17 protein-coding genes and 1 pseudogene are annotated in these 18,091 nt (G+C 53.6%); 6 read left to right on the forward strand and 12 right to left on the reverse strand.

The genetic code is table 11. The features are described 5' to 3' along the window. Window positions 1-284 (forward strand): annotated as a pseudogene (locus FD737_RS23995) (IS4 family transposase); the annotation flags it as partial. A gap of 43 nt (window positions 285-327) precedes the next feature. Here FD737_RS23995 and emrB read toward each other — a convergent pair. The 11 genes from emrB to FD737_RS22565 all read right to left on the reverse strand — a co-directional run bounded on the left by emrB (window position 328) and on the right by FD737_RS22565 (window position 12,700). Continuing rightward, window positions 328-1,866 carry a multidrug efflux MFS transporter permease subunit EmrB gene (gene emrB, locus FD737_RS22515; RefSeq protein ID WP_141399025.1) on the reverse strand — a complete coding sequence of 513 codons (1,539 nt, stop codon included), beginning with the start codon at window positions 1,864-1,866 and terminating at the stop codon, window positions 328-330. 14 nt (window positions 1,867-1,880) lie between these two features. Then, the gene (emrA, locus tag FD737_RS22520) at window positions 1,881-3,053 is read right to left on the reverse strand and encodes a multidrug efflux MFS transporter periplasmic adaptor subunit EmrA (RefSeq protein WP_160834630.1); all 1,173 of its coding nucleotides are present in this window, start codon (window positions 3,051-3,053) and stop codon (window positions 1,881-1,883) included. A 149-nt stretch (window positions 3,054-3,202) separates the two neighbouring features. Further along, window positions 3,203-3,733 (reverse strand): transcriptional repressor MprA, encoded by a 531-nt coding sequence (mprA, locus tag FD737_RS22525; protein WP_034825472.1) that lies wholly within the window; start codon window positions 3,731-3,733, stop codon window positions 3,203-3,205. 653 nt (window positions 3,734-4,386) lie between these two features. Next, on the reverse strand, window positions 4,387-5,382 hold the full coding sequence (proX, locus tag FD737_RS22530; RefSeq protein WP_160834631.1) for a glycine betaine/L-proline ABC transporter substrate-binding protein ProX: 996 nt from the start codon (window positions 5,380-5,382) through the stop codon (window positions 4,387-4,389). A gap of 63 nt (window positions 5,383-5,445) precedes the next feature. After that, on the reverse strand, window positions 5,446-6,708 hold the full coding sequence (proW, locus tag FD737_RS22535; RefSeq protein WP_097118695.1) for a glycine betaine/L-proline ABC transporter permease ProW: 1,263 nt from the start codon (window positions 6,706-6,708) through the stop codon (window positions 5,446-5,448). Beyond that, the gene (proV, locus tag FD737_RS22540; protein WP_034825478.1) at window positions 6,705-7,901 is read right to left on the reverse strand and encodes a glycine betaine/L-proline ABC transporter ATP-binding protein ProV; all 1,197 of its coding nucleotides are present in this window, start codon (window positions 7,899-7,901) and stop codon (window positions 6,705-6,707) included. The genes proW and proV overlap by 4 nt, the downstream gene beginning before the upstream one ends. A 412-nt stretch (window positions 7,902-8,313) precedes the next feature. Next, window positions 8,314-9,273 (reverse strand): class 1b ribonucleoside-diphosphate reductase subunit beta, encoded by a 960-nt coding sequence (gene nrdF, locus FD737_RS22545; protein ID WP_097118706.1) that lies wholly within the window; start codon window positions 9,271-9,273, stop codon window positions 8,314-8,316. A gap of 8 nt (window positions 9,274-9,281) precedes the next feature. Beyond that, entirely contained in the window at window positions 9,282-11,420 is a 2,139-nt protein-coding gene (gene nrdE / locus FD737_RS22550) for a class 1b ribonucleoside-diphosphate reductase subunit alpha (RefSeq protein ID WP_160834632.1), read from the reverse strand. After that, window positions 11,399-11,803 (reverse strand): class Ib ribonucleoside-diphosphate reductase assembly flavoprotein NrdI, encoded by a 405-nt coding sequence (nrdI, locus tag FD737_RS22555; RefSeq protein ID WP_034825480.1) that lies wholly within the window; start codon window positions 11,801-11,803, stop codon window positions 11,399-11,401. The genes nrdE and nrdI overlap by 22 nt, the downstream gene beginning before the upstream one ends. A 4-nt stretch (window positions 11,804-11,807) precedes the next feature. Further along, a complete protein-coding gene (locus FD737_RS22560; protein WP_038645282.1) occupies window positions 11,808-12,050 on the reverse strand; it encodes a redoxin NrdH in 243 nt (80 codons plus the stop codon). A 332-nt stretch (window positions 12,051-12,382) separates the two neighbouring features. Further along, window positions 12,383-12,700, reverse strand: a complete 318-nt coding sequence (locus tag FD737_RS22565) for a DUF883 family protein (RefSeq protein WP_058959185.1) — start codon at window positions 12,698-12,700, stop codon at window positions 12,383-12,385. Between the two features lie 149 nt (window positions 12,701-12,849). Between FD737_RS22565 and FD737_RS22570 the strand changes: the two genes are divergently transcribed. The 4 genes from FD737_RS22570 to FD737_RS22585 all read left to right on the forward strand — a co-directional run bounded on the left by FD737_RS22570 (window position 12,850) and on the right by FD737_RS22585 (window position 16,177). After that, window positions 12,850-13,188, forward strand: a complete 339-nt coding sequence (locus FD737_RS22570; RefSeq protein ID WP_034825485.1) for a DUF2002 family protein — start codon at window positions 12,850-12,852, stop codon at window positions 13,186-13,188. 135 nt (window positions 13,189-13,323) lie between these two features. Continuing rightward, window positions 13,324-14,733, forward strand: coding sequence for an S-methylmethionine permease (gene mmuP, locus FD737_RS22575; RefSeq protein WP_160834633.1), 1,410 nt, complete (start codon window positions 13,324-13,326; stop codon window positions 14,731-14,733). Next, entirely contained in the window at window positions 14,723-15,658 is a 936-nt protein-coding gene (gene mmuM, locus FD737_RS22580; protein WP_160834634.1) for a homocysteine S-methyltransferase, read from the forward strand. Before mmuP ends, mmuM begins: the two co-directional genes overlap by 11 nt. Before the next feature lie 96 nt (window positions 15,659-15,754). Continuing rightward, entirely contained in the window at window positions 15,755-16,177 is a 423-nt protein-coding gene (locus FD737_RS22585; protein WP_038645291.1) for a hypothetical protein, read from the forward strand. Between the two features lie 179 nt (window positions 16,178-16,356). Here the strand turns inward: FD737_RS22585 and speG are convergent, their stop codons facing one another. Continuing rightward, window positions 16,357-16,902, reverse strand: a complete 546-nt coding sequence (gene speG, locus FD737_RS22590; protein ID WP_160834635.1) for a spermidine N1-acetyltransferase — start codon at window positions 16,900-16,902, stop codon at window positions 16,357-16,359. A 229-nt stretch (window positions 16,903-17,131) separates the two neighbouring features. Between speG and FD737_RS22595 the strand changes: the two genes are divergently transcribed. After that, entirely contained in the window at window positions 17,132-18,091 is a 960-nt protein-coding gene (locus FD737_RS22595; protein WP_160834636.1) for an ABC transporter substrate-binding protein, read from the forward strand.

Consider the following 18,091-nt stretch of genomic DNA (forward strand, 5'->3'; position numbering starts at 1 on the left):
CCTACAATCTGGTGAGATATCAGATGATAAGAATGGCCTCAACGCTGAAGGGATACTGGCCTAACCAGCTCAGCTTCAGGGAATCGACAGCGTGGGTGATGAAACTGCTCTGGACACTTGAAGGCGCATCGCCTGGGCGTATCCCGGAACTGGTTAAGGACGTAAGTTCGATAGCAGAGATGGTCAGATTACCGGGACGACGGGAGCGCTCGTTCCCAAGGGTGGTGAAAGAGAGACCCTATAAATATCCGACAGCCAGAAGAAAAAATGCCAGTCAGGCTTAACTGACTGGCATTAGGCCGAAAGGCCCGTTTTTGTTTCTACTGTTTAGTGCGCGCCACCACCACCGCCGCCCGCGCCAAATGGCGGACGTGCAAACCACACCAGAACCAGCAAGATCAAAAATACTCCCGCTGATGCCCAGAAGATCTCATTCGCTGAGATGATCAGGCCCTGATTGGTAATTTGCTGTGCAATGTAGGCTGAAGCTTGCTGCTGCGTCATGCCCATGCTTTGCAGTTGGTCATACATCTGCTGCGAATTCGGGTTGAATGGATTCACCGATTCAGACAGATAGCTGTGGTGCATCGATTCGCGATCCGTCCACATAGTGGTGGTGATCGACGTACCGATTGAACCGGCCAGCGTACGCACAAAGTTCGACAGGCTCGATGCTGCTGCCATACGCTCTGGCGGCAACCCTGACAGCGTAATGGTGGTCAGTGGCATAAAGAAGCACGCCACGGCAAAGCCCTGAATAAACTGCGGCCATGCCGACGCACCAAAATCCATCCCCGGCTCAAACGTATACGCACGCCAGTAGAAGCACACCGCGTACATGATAAAGCTGAAGGTCACCAATCGCCGCATATCCAGCTTGTGGGCAAAGCGACCAATGATGGGCGACAGGATTACCGGAATGATGCCGACCGGCGCTGACGCCAAACCTGCCCAGGTGGCGGTGTAGCCGTATACCTCCTGCAGCAACTGGGGCAGCAACACGATCGAGCCGAAGTAAAGCATGTAAGCCAGGCTGATCGACAAACAGCCGATGGTGAAGTTGCGCTTTTTAAACAGCGACAAATCGACAATCGGATGGTCGTCCGTTAGCTCCCACACCAACAGCACTGCCAGCGCCACCACGGCGACTACCGTGAGTACGATGATTTCCGTGGAGCCAAACCAGTCGAGTTCTTTACCCCGGTCGAGCATCACCTGCAGCGAACCAATCCCCACGACCAACAGAACCAGACCGACGATATCAATCGGGCGGATCTCGGTTTTGGTTTCGCGTCCTCGCAGGGTTTGCAGAGTCAGCGCGACGACGACCACACCAATCGGGACGTTGATAAAGAAGATCCAACCCCAGTGGTAGTTATCACTGATCCAGCCGCCGAGAATCGGGCCGCAGATCGGAGCTACGATCACCGTCATTGCCCACAGCGAGAGCGCCACGCTGCGCTTGGCCGGCGGGTAGTTGTTCAGTAGCAAACTTTGCGACAGCGGAATCAATGGACCGGCAACCACACCCTGAATGATACGGAAGAAGATCAGCATCTCCAGACTTTCTGACATGCCGCAGGCCCATGAGGCCAGTACAAACAGAATGGTCGACCAGGTAAACAGCTTCACTTCACCAATACGTTTGGCTAGCCAACCGGTAATCGGTATCGAGATGGCGTTTGCCACCCCGAATGAGGTAATCACCCAGGTGCCCTGTGAGTTCGAGGCACCAAGGTTACCGGCGATCGTTGGGATCGCTACGTTAGCAATGGTGGAGTCGAGAACCTGCATAAACGTCGCCAATGATAAGGCGATGGTCATCAGGACTAACGGCGCACCTTCAAGCGGTTTTTGTGCCATCACAGCCTCCCGCGGAATTAATCGGCGTTGGCACGAACGATTTCAGTAATCAGCTTGTTAACCGGCGCGAGGTCGATTGCCAATGCGTTACTTTCATACGCCGCTTGTGGACGCACGCTACTGGCCAGTGTGGCCCCGTCTTTGTTCTGGGTATCCACTTTGACTAAGGTGGAGAGACCAATACGCAGCGGGTGTTCGGCCACCTGTTGCGGGTCCAGCTCAATACGCACCGGTAAACGCTGAACCACTTTGATCCAGTTACCTGTCGCATTCTGCGCCGGCAGCAGAGAGAAGGCGCTGCCGGTGCCCATATCCAGACCGACAACTTTGCCGTGATACTCTACGTCATCACCGTAAATATCGCTGATCACGGTAGCGGGCTGACCGATGCGCACACCGGAAAGCTGCGTTTCTTTGAAGTTGGCATCAATCCACAAATTCGTGGCAGGCACTACCGCCAGCAGCGGCGTGCTGGTGGAGATCTGCGAACCGACCTGAACACTACGACGCGAAATATAGCCATCCATTGGACTACGGATATCGGTGCGCTGCAGCGCCAGCCAGGCATCACGCAGTTCAGCCGCGCTTTGTTTGACGGCGGGTTGCTGTTCCAGATCGGTGTTCAGGATCATCGCCTGGTTCGCGTTGTACTGCTGCACGGCGACATCAAGTTGCGCTTTCGCCGTGGCCACGGCATCACGTGAGTGCTGCAGCTCTTCACGACCAATCAGGTTTGATGCACCCAGCGGCTCACGACGTTTCAGATCGGCTTCAGCCTGATCCAGCGCGGTCTGTTGCAGCTTGATGGTGGCCTGATACTGCTTGCCGTTGATCATCAATTGATGCGTCTGGCGGACGCTGGTGGCCAGTGCAGTCTGCGCTTTTTCAAACGCCTGCTCCGCATCGGTTTTATCCAGCGACACCAAAATATCGCCTTTTTTCACGAAGTCAGTGTCATCGAACCAGACTTTATTCACGCTGCCGGAAACCTGTGCCATCACCTGCACCTGATTACCTGACACATAGGCGTCATCGGTTTCCTGGAAATGGCGCAGCACCAAATACCAGTAGGCCAGATACGCCACCCCAATCAATACAAACACGATAGCCAGCAGGATCAGCACACCTTTGCGCTTCTTCTTTTTATTCGCTGGCTGTTGCGGGCTTTGCGCTTCCGCGGTCGCACTCATGTTGTTCTCCACGTTTTCCATTTAGCCGGGCTGTGTTGATCCATCAATACGGTTTCCCGAGTCGAAAAAGCCAGCGTATAAGACGCTGGCCGGATAAAAGGGGATTAAAATAGCGATTTCGGAAGGTGATTGTGTCGCACTTCTTGCTATTAGCGCGACAGGGAAGCGATAACCTGATCTTCATCCATTTTATCAAGACGGTTAAGCAACTTGCGCGTAATCGCTTCCAGCTGATCCTGCTCGGATGTAGAGAGCGAAGACCACAGATACTGCAGACTCTGATGCTGAGGCGGCAGCAGCTGACGTAAGAATTCGTTACCTTTCTCTGTCAGGTGCAGATGCAGGCAGCGACGGTCATTATCGCTCTCGCGGCGCTCGATCCAGCCGCGTTTTTCCAGCTCATCGGCAATACGTGTTGCATTAGTGCGTGAGGAACCCAGCGCAGAACTCAGTTCTGAAGGCTGGATGCTCTGGTTTTCTTGCGCATCAAGTGTAATCAGCGCCATGAATAAGGTCTCGTTAATTCCCTGCGCCTTCAACATCTTGTTGCGGTTATCCAGCAGTTTTCCCTGCATATGCATGCACAGACGAGTCAGGATGATTTCCTGCAACGGAAAATCTTTATGGCGGTTAGCACGGATGTTCAGCATCTGTTCAATGGGAGTAAACGAACTTTCCATTTTAAAAAAAACCTCTTAGTTGCAACTGGTATAGTAAGGATGGTGACAGATTAAGCGTAGTCATATTTTCCGCCAGTGATTGTTCGCACGATCACATTGTCAACATCTGGCATTCCAGGTCGTTCCATAACCCTGGGCACTTCGCCCTGACAATGTGCCACGCAGAATGGTTACATTGTCATCAATTCACATCGTGAAATATTTTTAAGAAAAAATAATTTCGCGAGAAAAAATAACTCTGGTGAATAACTGTGCTGCTAACCATAACAAACTCAATCATCAATGAATAGTCTTACTCACGTGATTGGGTTGGTCTTTACGCTTTCTAAACACTTTAGCTGAACGCATTACATAAAGAAATCAATGGGTTAATTAACTTAATCGTAACAATTCCGGTACCAATACCGTACCAGCTAAAATGATGAATTGCATTCGTTGAGAGAATTTAACCTCAGGCATTGCAGAGGTAAGTCTCGGCTTAGCAGCATTCATGGCGGAAGAAAGGCGTAGATAATCATTTGTGGTTAATAGTAACCCAAAAAATTATTTCAATGGTGTGTTAATTGACAGGACGTACCAGTGCGCTATAACGCACGAACTTTGCGGGGATTGAGAACAAAAGCGGCCAAAAGGCCGCTTTTAAGGGAAGAGGATTACTTTGCCGCCGCTTGTGCGTCAGAAATCCACTTATCAAACTCGGCCTGATGGCCTTTGATCCAGCCATCTACGTGGCGATTGATGTCAGCTTCAGAAGCCTGACCCGCATGCATCGCCGCGTTTTCGGCGTTGATATCACCAATCGGCAATTTCATTTCAGCAAACAGTTTTGCCGCCGCCGGGTTCTTCTCAGCCCAGGCTTTGTTGGCCACAATGTGCATAGTGTTGACCGGGAAACCGTAATTTTTACCATTAGGCAGTTTGGTGTCCACTTTGCTCTGCTCTCCTGGCAGGGAAGAGAATGGCACCTGCAGCCAAACCACATCTTTACCCGGTTTGAGCACGTCGCTCAGCCAGTAAGGTGTCCAGGTGTAATAAAGGATAGGTTTGCCTTGCTTGTAGCGTGCCAGGGTGTCAGCCACCATTGCTGAATAGTTACCCATGTTGGCCGTAACCGTATCCGCCAGGCCATAGGCTTTATTCTGGTGGTTAATCACCGCTTCACAGCCCCAGCCCGGCGTACAGCCCGTCATGTCGGCTTTGCCGTCACCGTTGCTGTCGAACAGTTTGGCGATTTTCGGATCTTTAAGCTGTTCGATGTTGGTGATGTGATACTGCTCGGCGGTTTTCTTATCGATCAGATAACCCTGAGCAGCGCCGCCAACGTAAGTGCCTTCACGGTAAAACTTGTCATCACCGCCTGCCGCTTTATACATGTCGTCATGCAGCGGTTTCCAGTTAGTGGCTATAAAGGTGGCATCACCTGCCGCGATGGTGGTGTAGGCCACGTTGTAATCGACTTCGCCCGGCTTCTCAACGGTGTAGCCCAGTTTTTCCAGTGCGCGGCTGACAATCAGCGTCTGGAAAGTTTCTTCTGCGATGGTGCTTTGCAGCGGTTTAACGGTGATGCCTTTACCCGGCAGGTCGGCGGCGGACACGTGCGTCGCGGCGAACGTCGTCAGGACGGCAGCGAACAGAGCTGTCTTGCGCATAGTCATTCCTTATTTTACGTGTTGCGTCGGAGACGGACGGCCACGCTGGGCCGTCCATAGAAATCAGGCTTTTTTACTGAAGGGGCGCAGCAGCAGGCCAATTGGACCGGTGCTGTACCAGTGACGGTTGCCACGGCTGCGGCTATCACGGGCGAACGACTGAGTCAGGCGATCAAGGATAATCGCCAGAATCACGATACCCACGCCGCCGACAGTTGCCAGACCCATATCTAAACGACCGATACCGCGCAGCACCATCTGGCCTAAACCACCCACAGCGATCATTGAAGCGATAACCACCATCGACAGCGCCAGCATCAGCGTCTGGTTCACACCGGCCATAATGGTCGGCATCGCCAGCGGCAGTTGCACTTTAAATAGCATCTGACGTGGGCTGGCACCAAAGGATTCGCTCGCTTCGATCAAATCGGCAGGTACCTGCTTAATGCCAAGAATGGTCAGACGCACCATCGGCGGTAGCGCAAAGATGATGGTCACCACCACGCCCGGCACGTTACCGATACCGAACAGCATCACGATCGGCACTAAATACACGAAGGCCGGTGTGGTCTGCATCGCATCCAGCAACGGTCGGATAATGCGTGCCGCACGTTCACTGCGTGCCAGCCAAATCCCCAGCGGGAGGCCGATGATGATGCAGAACAGCAGGGCGGTCAGTACCAGCGCCAGTGTCACCATTGCTTGCGACCACGCGCCAATAGCACCAATCGCAATCAATGAAATGAGAGTCGCGATTCCCATGGCCGGGCTGGCAATTTGCCAGGCAATCAACGCAAATACCACTATCGCCACGGGCGCGGGCATGCCCAGCAGCAACTGCTGAAATGCGCTGAGGATATAGTCGACCGGCACGCGAATGCCCTGGAACACCGGGCGGAAATGGCTGACGACCCAGTCGATGCCTTCGGTCACCCAGCTGTCGAGTGGGATCCAGGTCTTGTGGAACGGATCCATGATATTGAAATGCTCGGGAGCCGGAGCAGGCGCGCTGTTGAGCCAGTCACTGCTGCTGGCGGCACTGCTGGCAGCATCATGTCCGCCGCTCGCCGTTGATGGATCACCCCATGCATCGGCTGAACCACTGCTACTGGCTGCGCTGCTGGCGGCATCATGTCCACCGCTCGCCGCTGAAGGATCGCCCCATGCATCGGCGGAACCGCTGCTGGACGTGCTGTCGGCGGGTGCGCTGCTGCTACTGCCGCCCCAGGGATCGCTACTGCTGGCTGCCGCGCTCGAATCTGTGGTCGCGGGTTGCTGCGTGGTCTGGCTGGCGCTATCCCACGGATTGCTGGTTTGTTCACTCATGACTGGGCTCCTTCACGATCTAAAGCGCGCAATAGCATGCTTTTGGAAATAATACCGACGTACTGATTCTCTTCGCCGACCACCGGCACCGCGCAGGGCGCTTGTGCAACGTGGGAGAGCAAATCGTTCAGTGAGGTATCCGCAGGAACCGCTAACGGCGTCTCAAGCAGGGCGCTATCCAGACCTTCACCCGCAGCCAGTGCCGCTTTAAGTGAATCGGTTGAAACTACGCCGACAAATTTCTGTTTCTCCAGCACATAGCCATATTCGCGGTCTTCATCCTGAAGCAGTTTAATGGCTGAACGTGGGCCAAAACCGGCCGCTTTACGAATCAGTGCACCGGCGCTGCGACGAGCAATATCCCTGGCGCTAAACACATGGCTAATATCGACCCCCCGGAAGAAGGTGCGCACATAATCGTTAGCGGGATTATTGAGGATTTCATCCGGCGTACCGACCTGCACCACTTCGCCACCCTGCATGATGGCGATGCGATCGCCAATACGCATGGCTTCGTCGAGGTCATGGGAAATAAATACGATGGTACGCTGATGTTTCGCCTGCAGTTTGACCAGCTCATCCTGCATTTCGGTACGAATAAGCGGATCGAGGGCGGAGAAGGCTTCATCCATCAGTAAAATATCGGGATTGATCGCCAGCGCGCGCGCTAATCCGACACGTTGACGCATACCGCCGGAGAGTTCATCTGGATAGGAGTGAGCATAATTATCCAGTCCCACCTGACGCAATGCTTCCAGCGCTTTTTCCTGACGTTCCTGTAACGGCACGCCCGCTAATTCCATGCCGAAGGCGGTATTATTCAGCACCGTCATATGGGGCATTAATGCGAAGGATTGGAATACCATGCTGATCTTATTTCTGCGCACTTCACGCAGTTCAGCATCCGATATTTTCGCAATATCGACACCGTCAATGATCACCTGGCCGCGAGTGGGCTCGATCAGACGATTGAGAAGGCGAACCATGGTGGATTTCCCTGAACCGGAGAGCCCCATGATGACGAAGATCTCGCCTTCTTCAATGGCCAGACTGGCATCTTTTACGCCGACGGAGAGACCGGTTTTCGCCAGAATACTCTCTTTGCTTTCGCCTTTCTCAATCAGCTTAAATGCCTTTTCGGGGTGATCCCCAAATACCTTATATAAGTTCTTTACTTCGAGTTTAATTGCCATGCAGTAATTAATTTCCCGGTTAAATGTTTAGCTATTTCTTGTAGTGATCTCGATTAAATTTAAGCGCCCTATAACCTAGCATAGTGAGAATATCTGACAACCCTTGGTTCGGATATTTGGCTGAGCGAGCGCGTGCAGATTGGCGATAATTCCAGTGCTCACAAGGGATGAGAGCGAATCATTTTTTTCTGAATTTTTTATGAAATTAACCCGCTTTCACGGCAAATGCTCAGTGAAACACGAATAAATTGCGCTTATGTAGGCGATATAATGGACGAATTAATGGCGCTAAAATGACAAAATAATGAAGGTGAGAAACGGAAATAACGAGAGAATATTTGGTAATCTGAACGGGAAATATCAAGGCGCTGAAAGGGCGCGCTGTGGCGCGCCCTGTGCTACATGCCAGAGGCTAGAAATTCCAGTCCTCGTCTTCGGTTTCCACGGCTTTTCCCATCACGTAGGAAGAACCTGAACCGGAGAAGAAATCGTGGTTTTCATCGGCATTCGGTGACAAAGCCGAGAGAATGGCCGGATTCACCGTCGTCAGCTCTGACGGGAACAACGCCTCATATCCCAGATTCATCAACGCCTTGTTAGCGTTGTAGTGCAGGAAGGTTTTCACCTCCTCTGCCCAACCGACATCCGCATACAGCGCTTCGGTGTATACCACTTCGTTTTCATACAGCGCCAGCAGCAAATCGATGGCAAATTGCTGCAGCTCTTCACGGCGTGTATCGTCAACTTTTTCCAGTGCCTTCTGGTACTTGTAGCCGATGTAATAACCGTGCACCGCTTCATCGCGAATAATCAAACGAATCAGGTCAGCGGTGTTGGTCAATTTACCACGGCTTGACCAGTACATCGGCAGCCAGAAACCGGAGTAGAACAGGAACGATTCCAGGAACACGCTGGCGATTTTCTTCTTCAGCGGGTCCTCGGCACGATAGTACTCCAGCACAATCTTCGCCTTGTTCTGCAACGCTTCGTTCTCTTCACTCCAGCGATACGCCGCATCGACATCGGCGGTGTTACACAGGGTGGAGAAAATCGAGCTATAGGAACGCGCATGCACTGCTTCCATAAAGCTGATATTCGACAGCACCGCTTCTTCATGCGGCGTGATGGCGTCTTCCATCAAGCCCGGCGCGCCGATCACGTTCTGGATAGTGTCGAGCAGCGTCAAACCGGTAAACACGCGGATGGTCAGCTGCTGTTGCTGGTGGTCCAGCGACTGCCAGGCTGGCAGGTCGTTGGACAATGGCACTTTTTCCGGCAGCCAGAAGTTGCTGGTCAGACGGTTCCACACTTCGAGGTCTTTTTCGTCCTGGATTCGGTTCCAGTTAATCGCTTGAATTTGTTTAAGTTGCATAGTTTTCATCACAATGAGCAGGAGACGCAGCCCTGGACTTCGGTGCCTTGCAGCGCCATCTGGCGCAGACGAATGTAATAGAGCGTTTTGATACCTTTCTTCCACGCATAAATTTGCGCTTTGTTGATGTCACGCGTGGTGACGTCATCGCGGAAGAACAGCGTCAACGACAAGCCCTGATCGACGTGCTGCGTGGCTTCGGCATAGGTATCAATAATCGCTTCCGGACCAATCTGGTACGCATCCTGATAGAGATCCAGATTCTCGTTGGTCATAAACGGCGCCGGATAATAAACGCGGCCGGTTTTACCCTCTTTACGGATCTCAATGCGCGACACGATCGGGTGAATACTCGATGTCGCGTGATTAATGTACGAGATCGAACCGGTTGGCGGCACCGCCTGTAAGTTCTGGTTAAACAAGCCGTGTTGCATCACTGATTCGCGCAATGCCTGCCAGTCTGCCTGCGTCGGTAACGCAATGCCTGCATCGGCAAAAATCTGTGCCACACGCGCGGTGCGTGGCAGCCAGGCGCGATCCACATACTTATCGAAGTAGTGACCGTTGGCGTACTGCGATTGTTCAAAGCCATCAACACTCTGATTGCGCTCTTGTGCCAGCAGGTTCGACGTGCGCACCGCGTGATAGGTGACGCAGTAGAAGTAGAGATTGGTGAAATCCAGTGCCTCTTCCGAGCCATAAGCCATGCCTTCACGCGCCAGATAGCCGTGCAGGTTCATCTGACCCAGGCCCACCGCATGTGAACGACGATTGCCTTCCGCCACCGACGGCACCGAATTGATTTCACTCATCTCAGAAACCGCTGTTAAGGCGCGCACGGCGGTTTCAACGGTCTGTGCCAGATTGCGGGAATCCATAGCATGCGCGATGTTCAGCGAGCCGAGGTTACAGGAGATATCCTTGCCCACGCGGCGGTAGTTAAGATCGTCATAGAATTCGCTGGCGCTGTTAACCTGCAAAATCTCTGAGCACAGGTTGCTCATATTGATGCGACCAGCAATCGGGTTGTGACGGTTCACGCTGTCTTCGTACATGATGTACGGATAGCCTGACTCAAACTGAATTTCTGCCAGCGTCTGGAAGAAATCACGCGGCTTAATGTAAGTCTTACGGATACGATCGTCGGCCAGCATCTCTTCATACAGCTCGCTGATGCTGATATCACCAAACGCCTTGCCGTAAATGCGCTCAACGTCATACGGCGAGAACAGCGCCATATCGCGATTCTCTTTCGCCAGCTGGAAGGTGATATCCGGAATCACCACACCGAGCGACAGCGTTTTGATACGGATCTTCTCGTCAGCGTTTTCGCGTTTGGTATCAAGAAAGCGGAAAATATCAGGGTGGTGAGCGTTCAGCCACACCGCGCCCGCGCCCTGACGCGCACCAAGCTGATTGGCGTAAGAGAACGCATCTTCCAGCATCTTCATTACCGGAATCACGCCAGACGACTGGTTTTCGATGCGCTTAATCGGCGCACCGGATTCACGCAGGTTAGAGAGCAGGAAGGCCACGCCACCGCCGCGTTTTGACAACTGCAGCGCCGAGTTCACCGCACGCCCAATCGATTCCATATTGTCTTCGATGCGCAGCAGGAAGCACGAGACCAGCTCGCCGCGCTGCTGTTTACCGCAGTTGAGGAAGGTTGGGGTGGCTGGCTGGAAGCGGCCGCTGAGCATCTCTGCCAGCAATTCGCGTGACAGCGATTCGTTGCCGCGTGCCAGCGTCAGCGCCACCATGCAGGCGCGCTGCTCGAAGGTTTCCAGATAACGTTTACCGTCGAAGGTTTTCAGCGTGTAGCTGGTGTAAAACTTCCACGCACCGAGGAAGGTGTGGAAACGGAAACCCCAGGCATCGGCTTCATCGTGCAGCTGGCACAGGAAACTGAAGTCGTACTGATTCAGTACCGTGGCTTCATAGTAGCCTTCCTCAACCAGATAGCGCAGGCGATCGGCCGCCGAGGCGAACTGTACGGTATTCGGCTCTACATGCTGCAGGAAGAACTGGCGCGTAGCCTCGTGATCTTTCTCGAACTGAATGCGGCCATCGGCGTCATACAGGTTCAGCATCGCGTTGAGCGCGTGATAATCCAGCTGCGTGCTGTTCAGGGTGTCTGTCGTTGCCAAAATTGGGTTACTCCCGCTTTTACATTAGCGATATCGTCGGGGGTTCCCATCAGCTCAAAGCGGTAGAGATAAGGAACCTGACATTTCTGCGCAATGATGTCGCCTGCCAGGCAATAGCCTTCACCGAAGTTGCGGTTACCGGCAGCAATCACCCCGCGGATACCGCGTCGGTTGGCGTCATCATTGAGGAATTGAATCACTTGTCTGGGCACCGCACCCCGCGCACTGCCGCCGCCGTAGCTCGGCACCACTAAAATAAAGGGTTGGTCGATATGCAGGCGCTGCTTGCCATCAAGCGGTATGCGGCAAGCAGGCAGTCCCAGACGAGTGATAAATCGGTGCGTGTTTTCCGACTGGCTAGAGAAGTAGACCAGTGGGAACATCGCCTTATCCCCCGACTGCAGCGAGCTGGCGCAGGCTGGCGATTTTGTCAGGGCGGAAGCCGCTCCAGTGGTCATCATGGGTCATGACGACGGGCACCTGGCGATAGCCGAGGGATTTGAGGTTATCAATGGCTTCCGGTTGGGTATCGAGATTGATCAGTTGATAGTCGATACCTTTGCGGTCCATGGCATTTTTAGTCGCGTTGCACTGGACACAATTGTTTTTAGTGTAAATAATAATGCGCATGATTCGTATTTCCCTTTGATTGCGGTCTGGATGCGAGATACGAAGCAAAATCCTATTTGCAGCGAACTTCGTCCTTGACGACATCTGGTAGCGAGTTGATGGGTTGAATACTAGATGTAGTGCTCGTAGTGGTCAAGCCCACCAGATATAGGGATTTTGTATTTTTATCTTCGGATAAAGGCTAACGCCAGAGATCATGCGCCTTCCAGGCCAGAAAATTTTTTTGTAAAGGCGAGGGAGGCAAAATTTAGGTCAAATTTTGTGCGCTTTCATTTGCGGCAGGCACAAAAAAGCCCCGCAATCGCGAGGCTCTCTTTAAACGCTAATGATGGTTAACGGCGTGACATTAACAGCGCACCTAACACCAGACCCACGGCTGCACCGACACCCACGCCATGCCAGGGTTTGTCATGCACGTAGGCATCAACTTGATAACTGGCGTCACGCGCTGCCTGAGAAACGCGGCTGTTGCCGCCGTTCAGTTTTGCGCGGGTCTGCTTCAGCAACGACTGTGCTTTACTGCGTGCGCTATCCACTTCATCTTTGGCTTCGCTGCCGTAAGATTTAAGTAATGCTTCAAGCGAATCTGCCAGCTCATTCACATCCTGATTAATATCAATGTCATCGTTTTTGCTTACTCGATTAAACATTTTTTCGCTCCCTTTGATTTAACAAGTAATACTAAGTGTAGACGAAACGTGACTAAACGCAGGCGTGTGCCAGGCTTTAGGGAAATTCCGAATGTCCTGTATGTCGGGCTGTTGTAAGGTTGCGGGGCTGTGAGAAGAGAGGAGCAAGCATGTATTTACGTCCGGATGAGGTAGCGCGCGTACTGGAAAAAGCAGGGTTCGAAATGGACACCCTGACGCCAAAAATCTACGGTTATCGTCGTGGTGAAAATTATGTCTACGTCAATCGCGAAGCGCGCATGGGCCGCACCGCATTGATCATTCACCCCACGCTGAAAGAGAAAAGTCAGCACTTTGCCGAGCCCGCCTCAGAAATGAAAACCTGCGATCATTACACCCAGTTCCCGCTTTATCTGATGGGTGAATCCCAGGAACATTACGGTATTCCGCACGGTTTTAGCTCGCGCATTGCGCTTGAGCGCTATCTGCAAGGCGTATTTGGCGCCTGATGTGGTGCCCCGTTGACGCGGGGCCCCCCCCCGACTTTTTAAAACCCTCACCCTTTGCCACGTTGCAAATTGACACGCTGGCGCGTATAAACCTGTGTCCATATAGATGTTCAGACGTCCATACGGATAAAAACCATGCAACAGCAGGAAACCCCTTCGCAGGAAAACTTTAAGCGCACCATGAAAGTGCGGCATCTGGTGATGCTGTCGCTCGGCGGCGTGATTGGCACCGGACTGTTCTTCAATACCGGCTATATCATCTCAACCACCGGTGCGGCGGGCACGCTACTGGCATATCTGATCGGCGCGCTGGTGGTGTGGCTGGTGATGGTATGTCTCGGCGAACTGGCCGTAGCGATGCCGGAAACCGGCGCTTTCCATGTCTATGCGGCGCGCTATCTCAGCCCGGCAACTGGCTATACTGTGGCATGGCTCTACTGGCTGACGTGGACGGTGGCGCTCGGCTCCAGCCTGACCGCCGCCGGATTCTGTATGCAGTATTGGTTCCCCAGCACGCCGGTGTGGCTGTGGTGTTTGGTGTTCTGCATCGCCATCTATCTGCTGAATATCGTCTCCACGCGTTTCTTCGCGGAAGGGGAGTTCTGGTTCTCCATCATCAAAGTGGTCACCATCATTGCCTTTATCATCCTCGGTGCAGGCGCGATGTTTGGTTTTATTCCGATGAAGGATGGCAGTGCCGCGCCGGGCCTGAGTAACCTGACCGCCTCAGGTTGGTTGCCGCACGGCACCTTGCCGATTCTGATGACCATGGTGGCGGTGAATTTCGCCTTCTCCGGCACTGAGCTGATTGGTATTGCCGCTGGAGAAACCGAGCAGCCGCAGAAAGCCTTGCCGCTGGCGATTCGTACCACGGTGGCACGATTAATCATCTTCTTTATTGGTACGGTCTTTGTGCTGGCGGCGCTGATCCCGATGGAACAGGCCGGCATCGTTAAAAGCCCGTTTGTACTGGTGTTCGAGAAAATCGGCATTCCCTATGCGGCTGATATTTTCAATTTCGTGATCCTGACGGCGATCCTGTCCGCCGCCAACTCGGGTCTGTATGCATCGGGCAGGATGCTGTGGTCACTGGCGAATGAGAACACCTTGCCGCGCTGTTTCGCCCAGGTGAACCGCCGTGGGATTCCGGTGTTGGCGATCACCGTCAGTATGCTGGGCGGCCTGCTGGCGCTGTTCTCCAGCGTGATCGCGCCGGATACCGTGTTTGTGGCGCTGTCAGCCATTTCAGGTTTTGCGGTGGTGGCGGTGTGGCTGAGTATCTGTGCCTCGCACTATGTGTTCCGTCGTCGCCACTTGGCCGCAGGCGGTTCGCTGCAACAACTCGCCTATCGCGCGCCACTCTATCCTCTAACGCCGATTCTCGGTTTCCTGCTGTGCCTGCTGGCGTGTGTAGGGCTGGCCTTCGATCCGTCGCAGCGTATTGCGCTGTGGTGTGGCATTCCATTTGTGCTGTTCTGCTATGCCGCATACCATGTCACGCATCGACGTAACCTGAAGGCCGGGGAGGCCAATGATGTCGCGTAATCCTGTCGCAGAAGCCTTAACACAACATGACACACTGATTCTGGATGGCGCGCTGGCCACCGAACTGGAGGCGCGCGGCTGCAATCTCGCCGATGCGTTGTGGTCTGCCAAAGTGCTGATGGAAAATCCTGAGCTGATCTATCAGGTGCATTACGACTATTTTGCTGCCGGCGCCAATGTGGCGATCACCGCCAGCTATCAGGCCACGCCGCAGGGTTTTGCGGCGCGTGGGCTGGATGAGGCGCAAGCGCTCACATTGATCGACCAAAGTGTGAAACTGGCACAACGTGCGCGTGATGATTATCGTGCGGCATCAGGCAGTGAAGCCGCTTTGCTGTTGGCCGGTTCCGTTGGGCCTTATGGCGCTTACCTTGCTAATGGTGCTGAGTATCGCGGTGATTACGCCCTGCCAGAAGCGGAGATGAAAGATTTCCATCGCCCGCGCGTCAAGGCGCTGTTGGACGCAGGCGTGGATTTGCTGGCGTGTGAAACCCTGCCGTCGTTTGCCGAAGCGCAGGCGCTGGTGAGTTTGCTGGCAGAGTTCCCGAACTGCAGCGCATGGTTCTCCTTCACCCTGCGTGATGCGCAACACATCAGCGATGGAACGCCGTTAAGCCAGGTCGCTGAACTGGTCAATGCGGCACCACAGGTGGTGGCGATGGGCATCAACTGCGTAGCGCTGGAGAGCGTGACACCGGCGCTGCAAACCTTGCAGGCGCTGTGTGCTAAACCGCTGCTGGTTTACCCCAATTCCGGTGAACAGTACGATGCGAGCAGCAAAACCTGGCACTCGGCGCCATCGGGCTGCACGCTGCAGGATAAATTCCCTGAGTGGCAACAAGCGGGCGCACGGTTGATTGGCGGCTGTTGCCGCACCACACCGCAAGATATCGCGGCGATTGCCGCCTGTTGTCAACCGCAATAAAGGCCAGAAAAGCAGCACTGATAGGGCGATTGAGGCGAGTGAAAAGCAGGATAGGGCAGTTTAGACTGTCCTATCTGATTCTATAGCGGACCTGCCATGAACCTGCGACACCTTCTTCCTGCCACTGCATTGCTGCTGAGCGGCTGCGCCACCATTGTCGGCACGGAAACGCAGCCGGTAAAAATCGATTCTGTCCCGCAAGGCGCGCGTTTCACCGTGCAGGATGAAACCGGCCGCGCAGTGGCGCAGGGCTACACGCCACAAACCGTCGAGCTGGCAAAATCCACGGGTAATTATTTTGGTAAAAAACACTATCAGGTGATGCTGGAGAGTCCGGGCTACGTGCCGGTGACGCTGCCGATCGAGGCCAGTGCCAACTTGTGGTATCTGCTGGGTAATATCCCGTTACTGGGCTTCCCCGGCTGGCTGTTGGTGGATCCGTTCTATGGCGGCATGTACGACCTGAAACCTGAACATCCTCAGCCACGTCTCAACGTGGTGGGTGCGCGCGGCGGTTAAACCGCATGGCGCGGTCGCGGCGCAATTTTTTGTGCATCTCCGAAGCAGGTATGTCGCTGAGAGATGCGCGATAAACCGCGCTGCTAAGGTTCAGCATCATCTTTTTGGTTAAAAGCGATAAATCACTTAGCTGCCGTTTGATATTCAAGACGGCAGCGACAATGAGAGCCGATTTCAAGCTATTGTGCTGTCGGCTTCACCATGGCATGACCGGATTTATGCTGCGCCAGATGCTGCTGCTGGAAAATGCACATGCGAATGGTATTGCGGTATTCACCATTGATGAAAAATTCGTGCTTCAGCACGCCTTCCACTTCAAATCCCAGTTTGGTGTAGATGTGAATCGCTTTCTCATTCTCCTGATCAACAATCAGGTAGAGTTTGTAGAGATTGAGCACCGAAAAGCCATAATCCATCGCCAGTTTAGCCGCCTGACTGGCTAAGCCTTTGCCCTGATGCCCCGGATCAATGATGATCTGAAACTCAGCGCGACGATGCACGTGATTGATCTCGACCAGTTCCACCAATCCCGCTTTTTGCCCATCGTGTTCAACGACAAAACGACGCTCTGTTTGATCGTGGATATGCTTGTCGTAGAGATCCGAGAGCTCGACAAAAGCTTCGTACGGCTCCTCAAACCAATAACGCATCACGCTGGCGTTGTTGTCTAACTGGTGCACAAAGTGCAGATCTTCTCGCTCAAGCGGACGCAATTTCACCGTCATACGGTGTTCCTTCTGTTGAAAAATTGGCGTGATTATAGCGCTATCCGCCGAAGGTTGCTTTCGCACCAGTGTGATCATCGGCATAGGGTTTATGCACCGTTTCAGTGCGCGATCTCAACCCCCTCTCCCCATCACAATGGGCTTTCACAATCTGGCACAGCCATTGCTTGGCTTGTATAGATAAGACTATACAACTGTTGTTTTTCATCACCTTTATCAGGAGTGGAAGATGGGCAAGCCAGTGAAACTCGTTGTTCATGCATTAACCGCCGCAGTCCTGTGCGCCAGTGCTTTAGGAGCACAGGCGGCCGACACCAAAGTCGCCATCGGTATTTCCGGCTGGACCGGATTTGCCCCACTGACGCTGGCCGATAAAGCTGGGATTTTCAAAAAGCACGGCCTTGATGTCGATGTGAAGATGATCCCTCAGAGCAGCCGACATCTGGCGGTGGCTTCCGGCACCATTCAGTGCGCGGCGACCACGGTAGAAACCTACATCTCCTGGAACGCCGCAGGCGTGCCGATTAAGCAGATCGTTCAGCTGGACAAATCTTACGGTGCCGATGGCCTCGCCGCCCGCAGTGACATCACCAGCATCAAAGATTTGAAAGGCAAAACCATCGCGGTGGATGCGCCCGGCACCTCACCGTATTTCCTGCTGGCGTGGATGCTGGACAAAAACGGCATGACGATGAAAGACGTGCGTCTCGCGACCATGGCACCGCAGGCGGCGGCACAATCTTTTGCTGCGGGTCAAAACGATGCGGCAGTGACCTATGAACCTTATCTCTCGGTGATCCGCAACCAGCCTAAGGCAGGCAAGATCCTCGCCACCACGCTGGATTATCCGATGGTCATGGACACGCTCGGCTGTACGCCAACGTTCCTGAAAGAACATCCTCAGGCCGCGAAAGCGCTGGTGGCCAGCTATTACGATGCGCTGGAGATGATCAAACAGCAGCCGGATAAATCCAACGAGATCATGGGTGCAGCAGTAAAATCCACTGGCAAGGAGTTTGCGGAATCGGCCAGTTATTTGCGTTGGCAAGGGCCGGAAGAGAACAAGAAATTCTTCAATGGCGAAATTGAAACCTTCAGTGATGAAGCCGGCAAACTGTTGCTGCGTGCGGGGGTGATCAAGAAAATGCCGGATGTGAAGAGCTTGTACGACGCCAGCTTCGTGCAGTAA

The organism is Pantoea sp. Seng, from assembly GCF_009829935.1.
Taxonomy (GTDB): Bacteria; Pseudomonadota; Gammaproteobacteria; order Enterobacterales; family Enterobacteriaceae; genus Pantoea; species Pantoea communis.

Bases quoted from the DNA above. Each gene is read 5' to 3' on its own strand.
- emrA (WP_160834630.1), bottom strand. From the start codon at position 3,053: ATGAGTGCGACCGCGGAAGCGCAAAGCCCGCAACAGCCAGCGAATAAA.
- mprA (WP_034825472.1), bottom strand. From the start codon at position 3,733: ATGGAAAGTTCGTTTACTCCCATTGAACAGATGCTGAACATCCGTGCT.
- proX (WP_160834631.1), bottom strand. From the start codon at position 5,382: ATGCGCAAGACAGCTCTGTTCGCTGCCGTCCTGACGACGTTCGCCGCG.
- proW (WP_097118695.1), bottom strand. From the start codon at position 6,708: ATGAGTGAACAAACCAGCAATCCGTGGGATAGCGCCAGCCAGACCACG.
- proV (WP_034825478.1), bottom strand. From the start codon at position 7,901: ATGGCAATTAAACTCGAAGTAAAGAACTTATATAAGGTATTTGGGGAT.
- nrdF (WP_097118706.1), bottom strand. From the start codon at position 9,273: ATGCAACTTAAACAAATTCAAGCGATTAACTGGAACCGAATCCAGGAC.
- nrdI (WP_034825480.1), bottom strand. From the start codon at position 11,803: ATGTTCCCACTGGTCTACTTCTCTAGCCAGTCGGAAAACACGCACCGA.
- FD737_RS22560 (WP_038645282.1), bottom strand. From the start codon at position 12,050: ATGCGCATTATTATTTACACTAAAAACAATTGTGTCCAGTGCAACGCG.
- FD737_RS22565 (WP_058959185.1), bottom strand. From the start codon at position 12,700: ATGTTTAATCGAGTAAGCAAAAACGATGACATTGATATTAATCAGGAT.
- FD737_RS22570 (WP_034825485.1), top strand. From the start codon at position 12,850: ATGTATTTACGTCCGGATGAGGTAGCGCGCGTACTGGAAAAAGCAGGG.
- mmuP (WP_160834633.1), top strand. From the start codon at position 13,324: ATGCAACAGCAGGAAACCCCTTCGCAGGAAAACTTTAAGCGCACCATG.
- mmuM (WP_160834634.1), top strand. From the start codon at position 14,723: ATGTCGCGTAATCCTGTCGCAGAAGCCTTAACACAACATGACACACTG.
- FD737_RS22585 (WP_038645291.1), top strand. From the start codon at position 15,755: ATGAACCTGCGACACCTTCTTCCTGCCACTGCATTGCTGCTGAGCGGC.
- speG (WP_160834635.1), bottom strand. From the start codon at position 16,902: ATGACGGTGAAATTGCGTCCGCTTGAGCGAGAAGATCTGCACTTTGTG.
- FD737_RS22595 (WP_160834636.1), top strand. From the start codon at position 17,132: ATGGGCAAGCCAGTGAAACTCGTTGTTCATGCATTAACCGCCGCAGTC.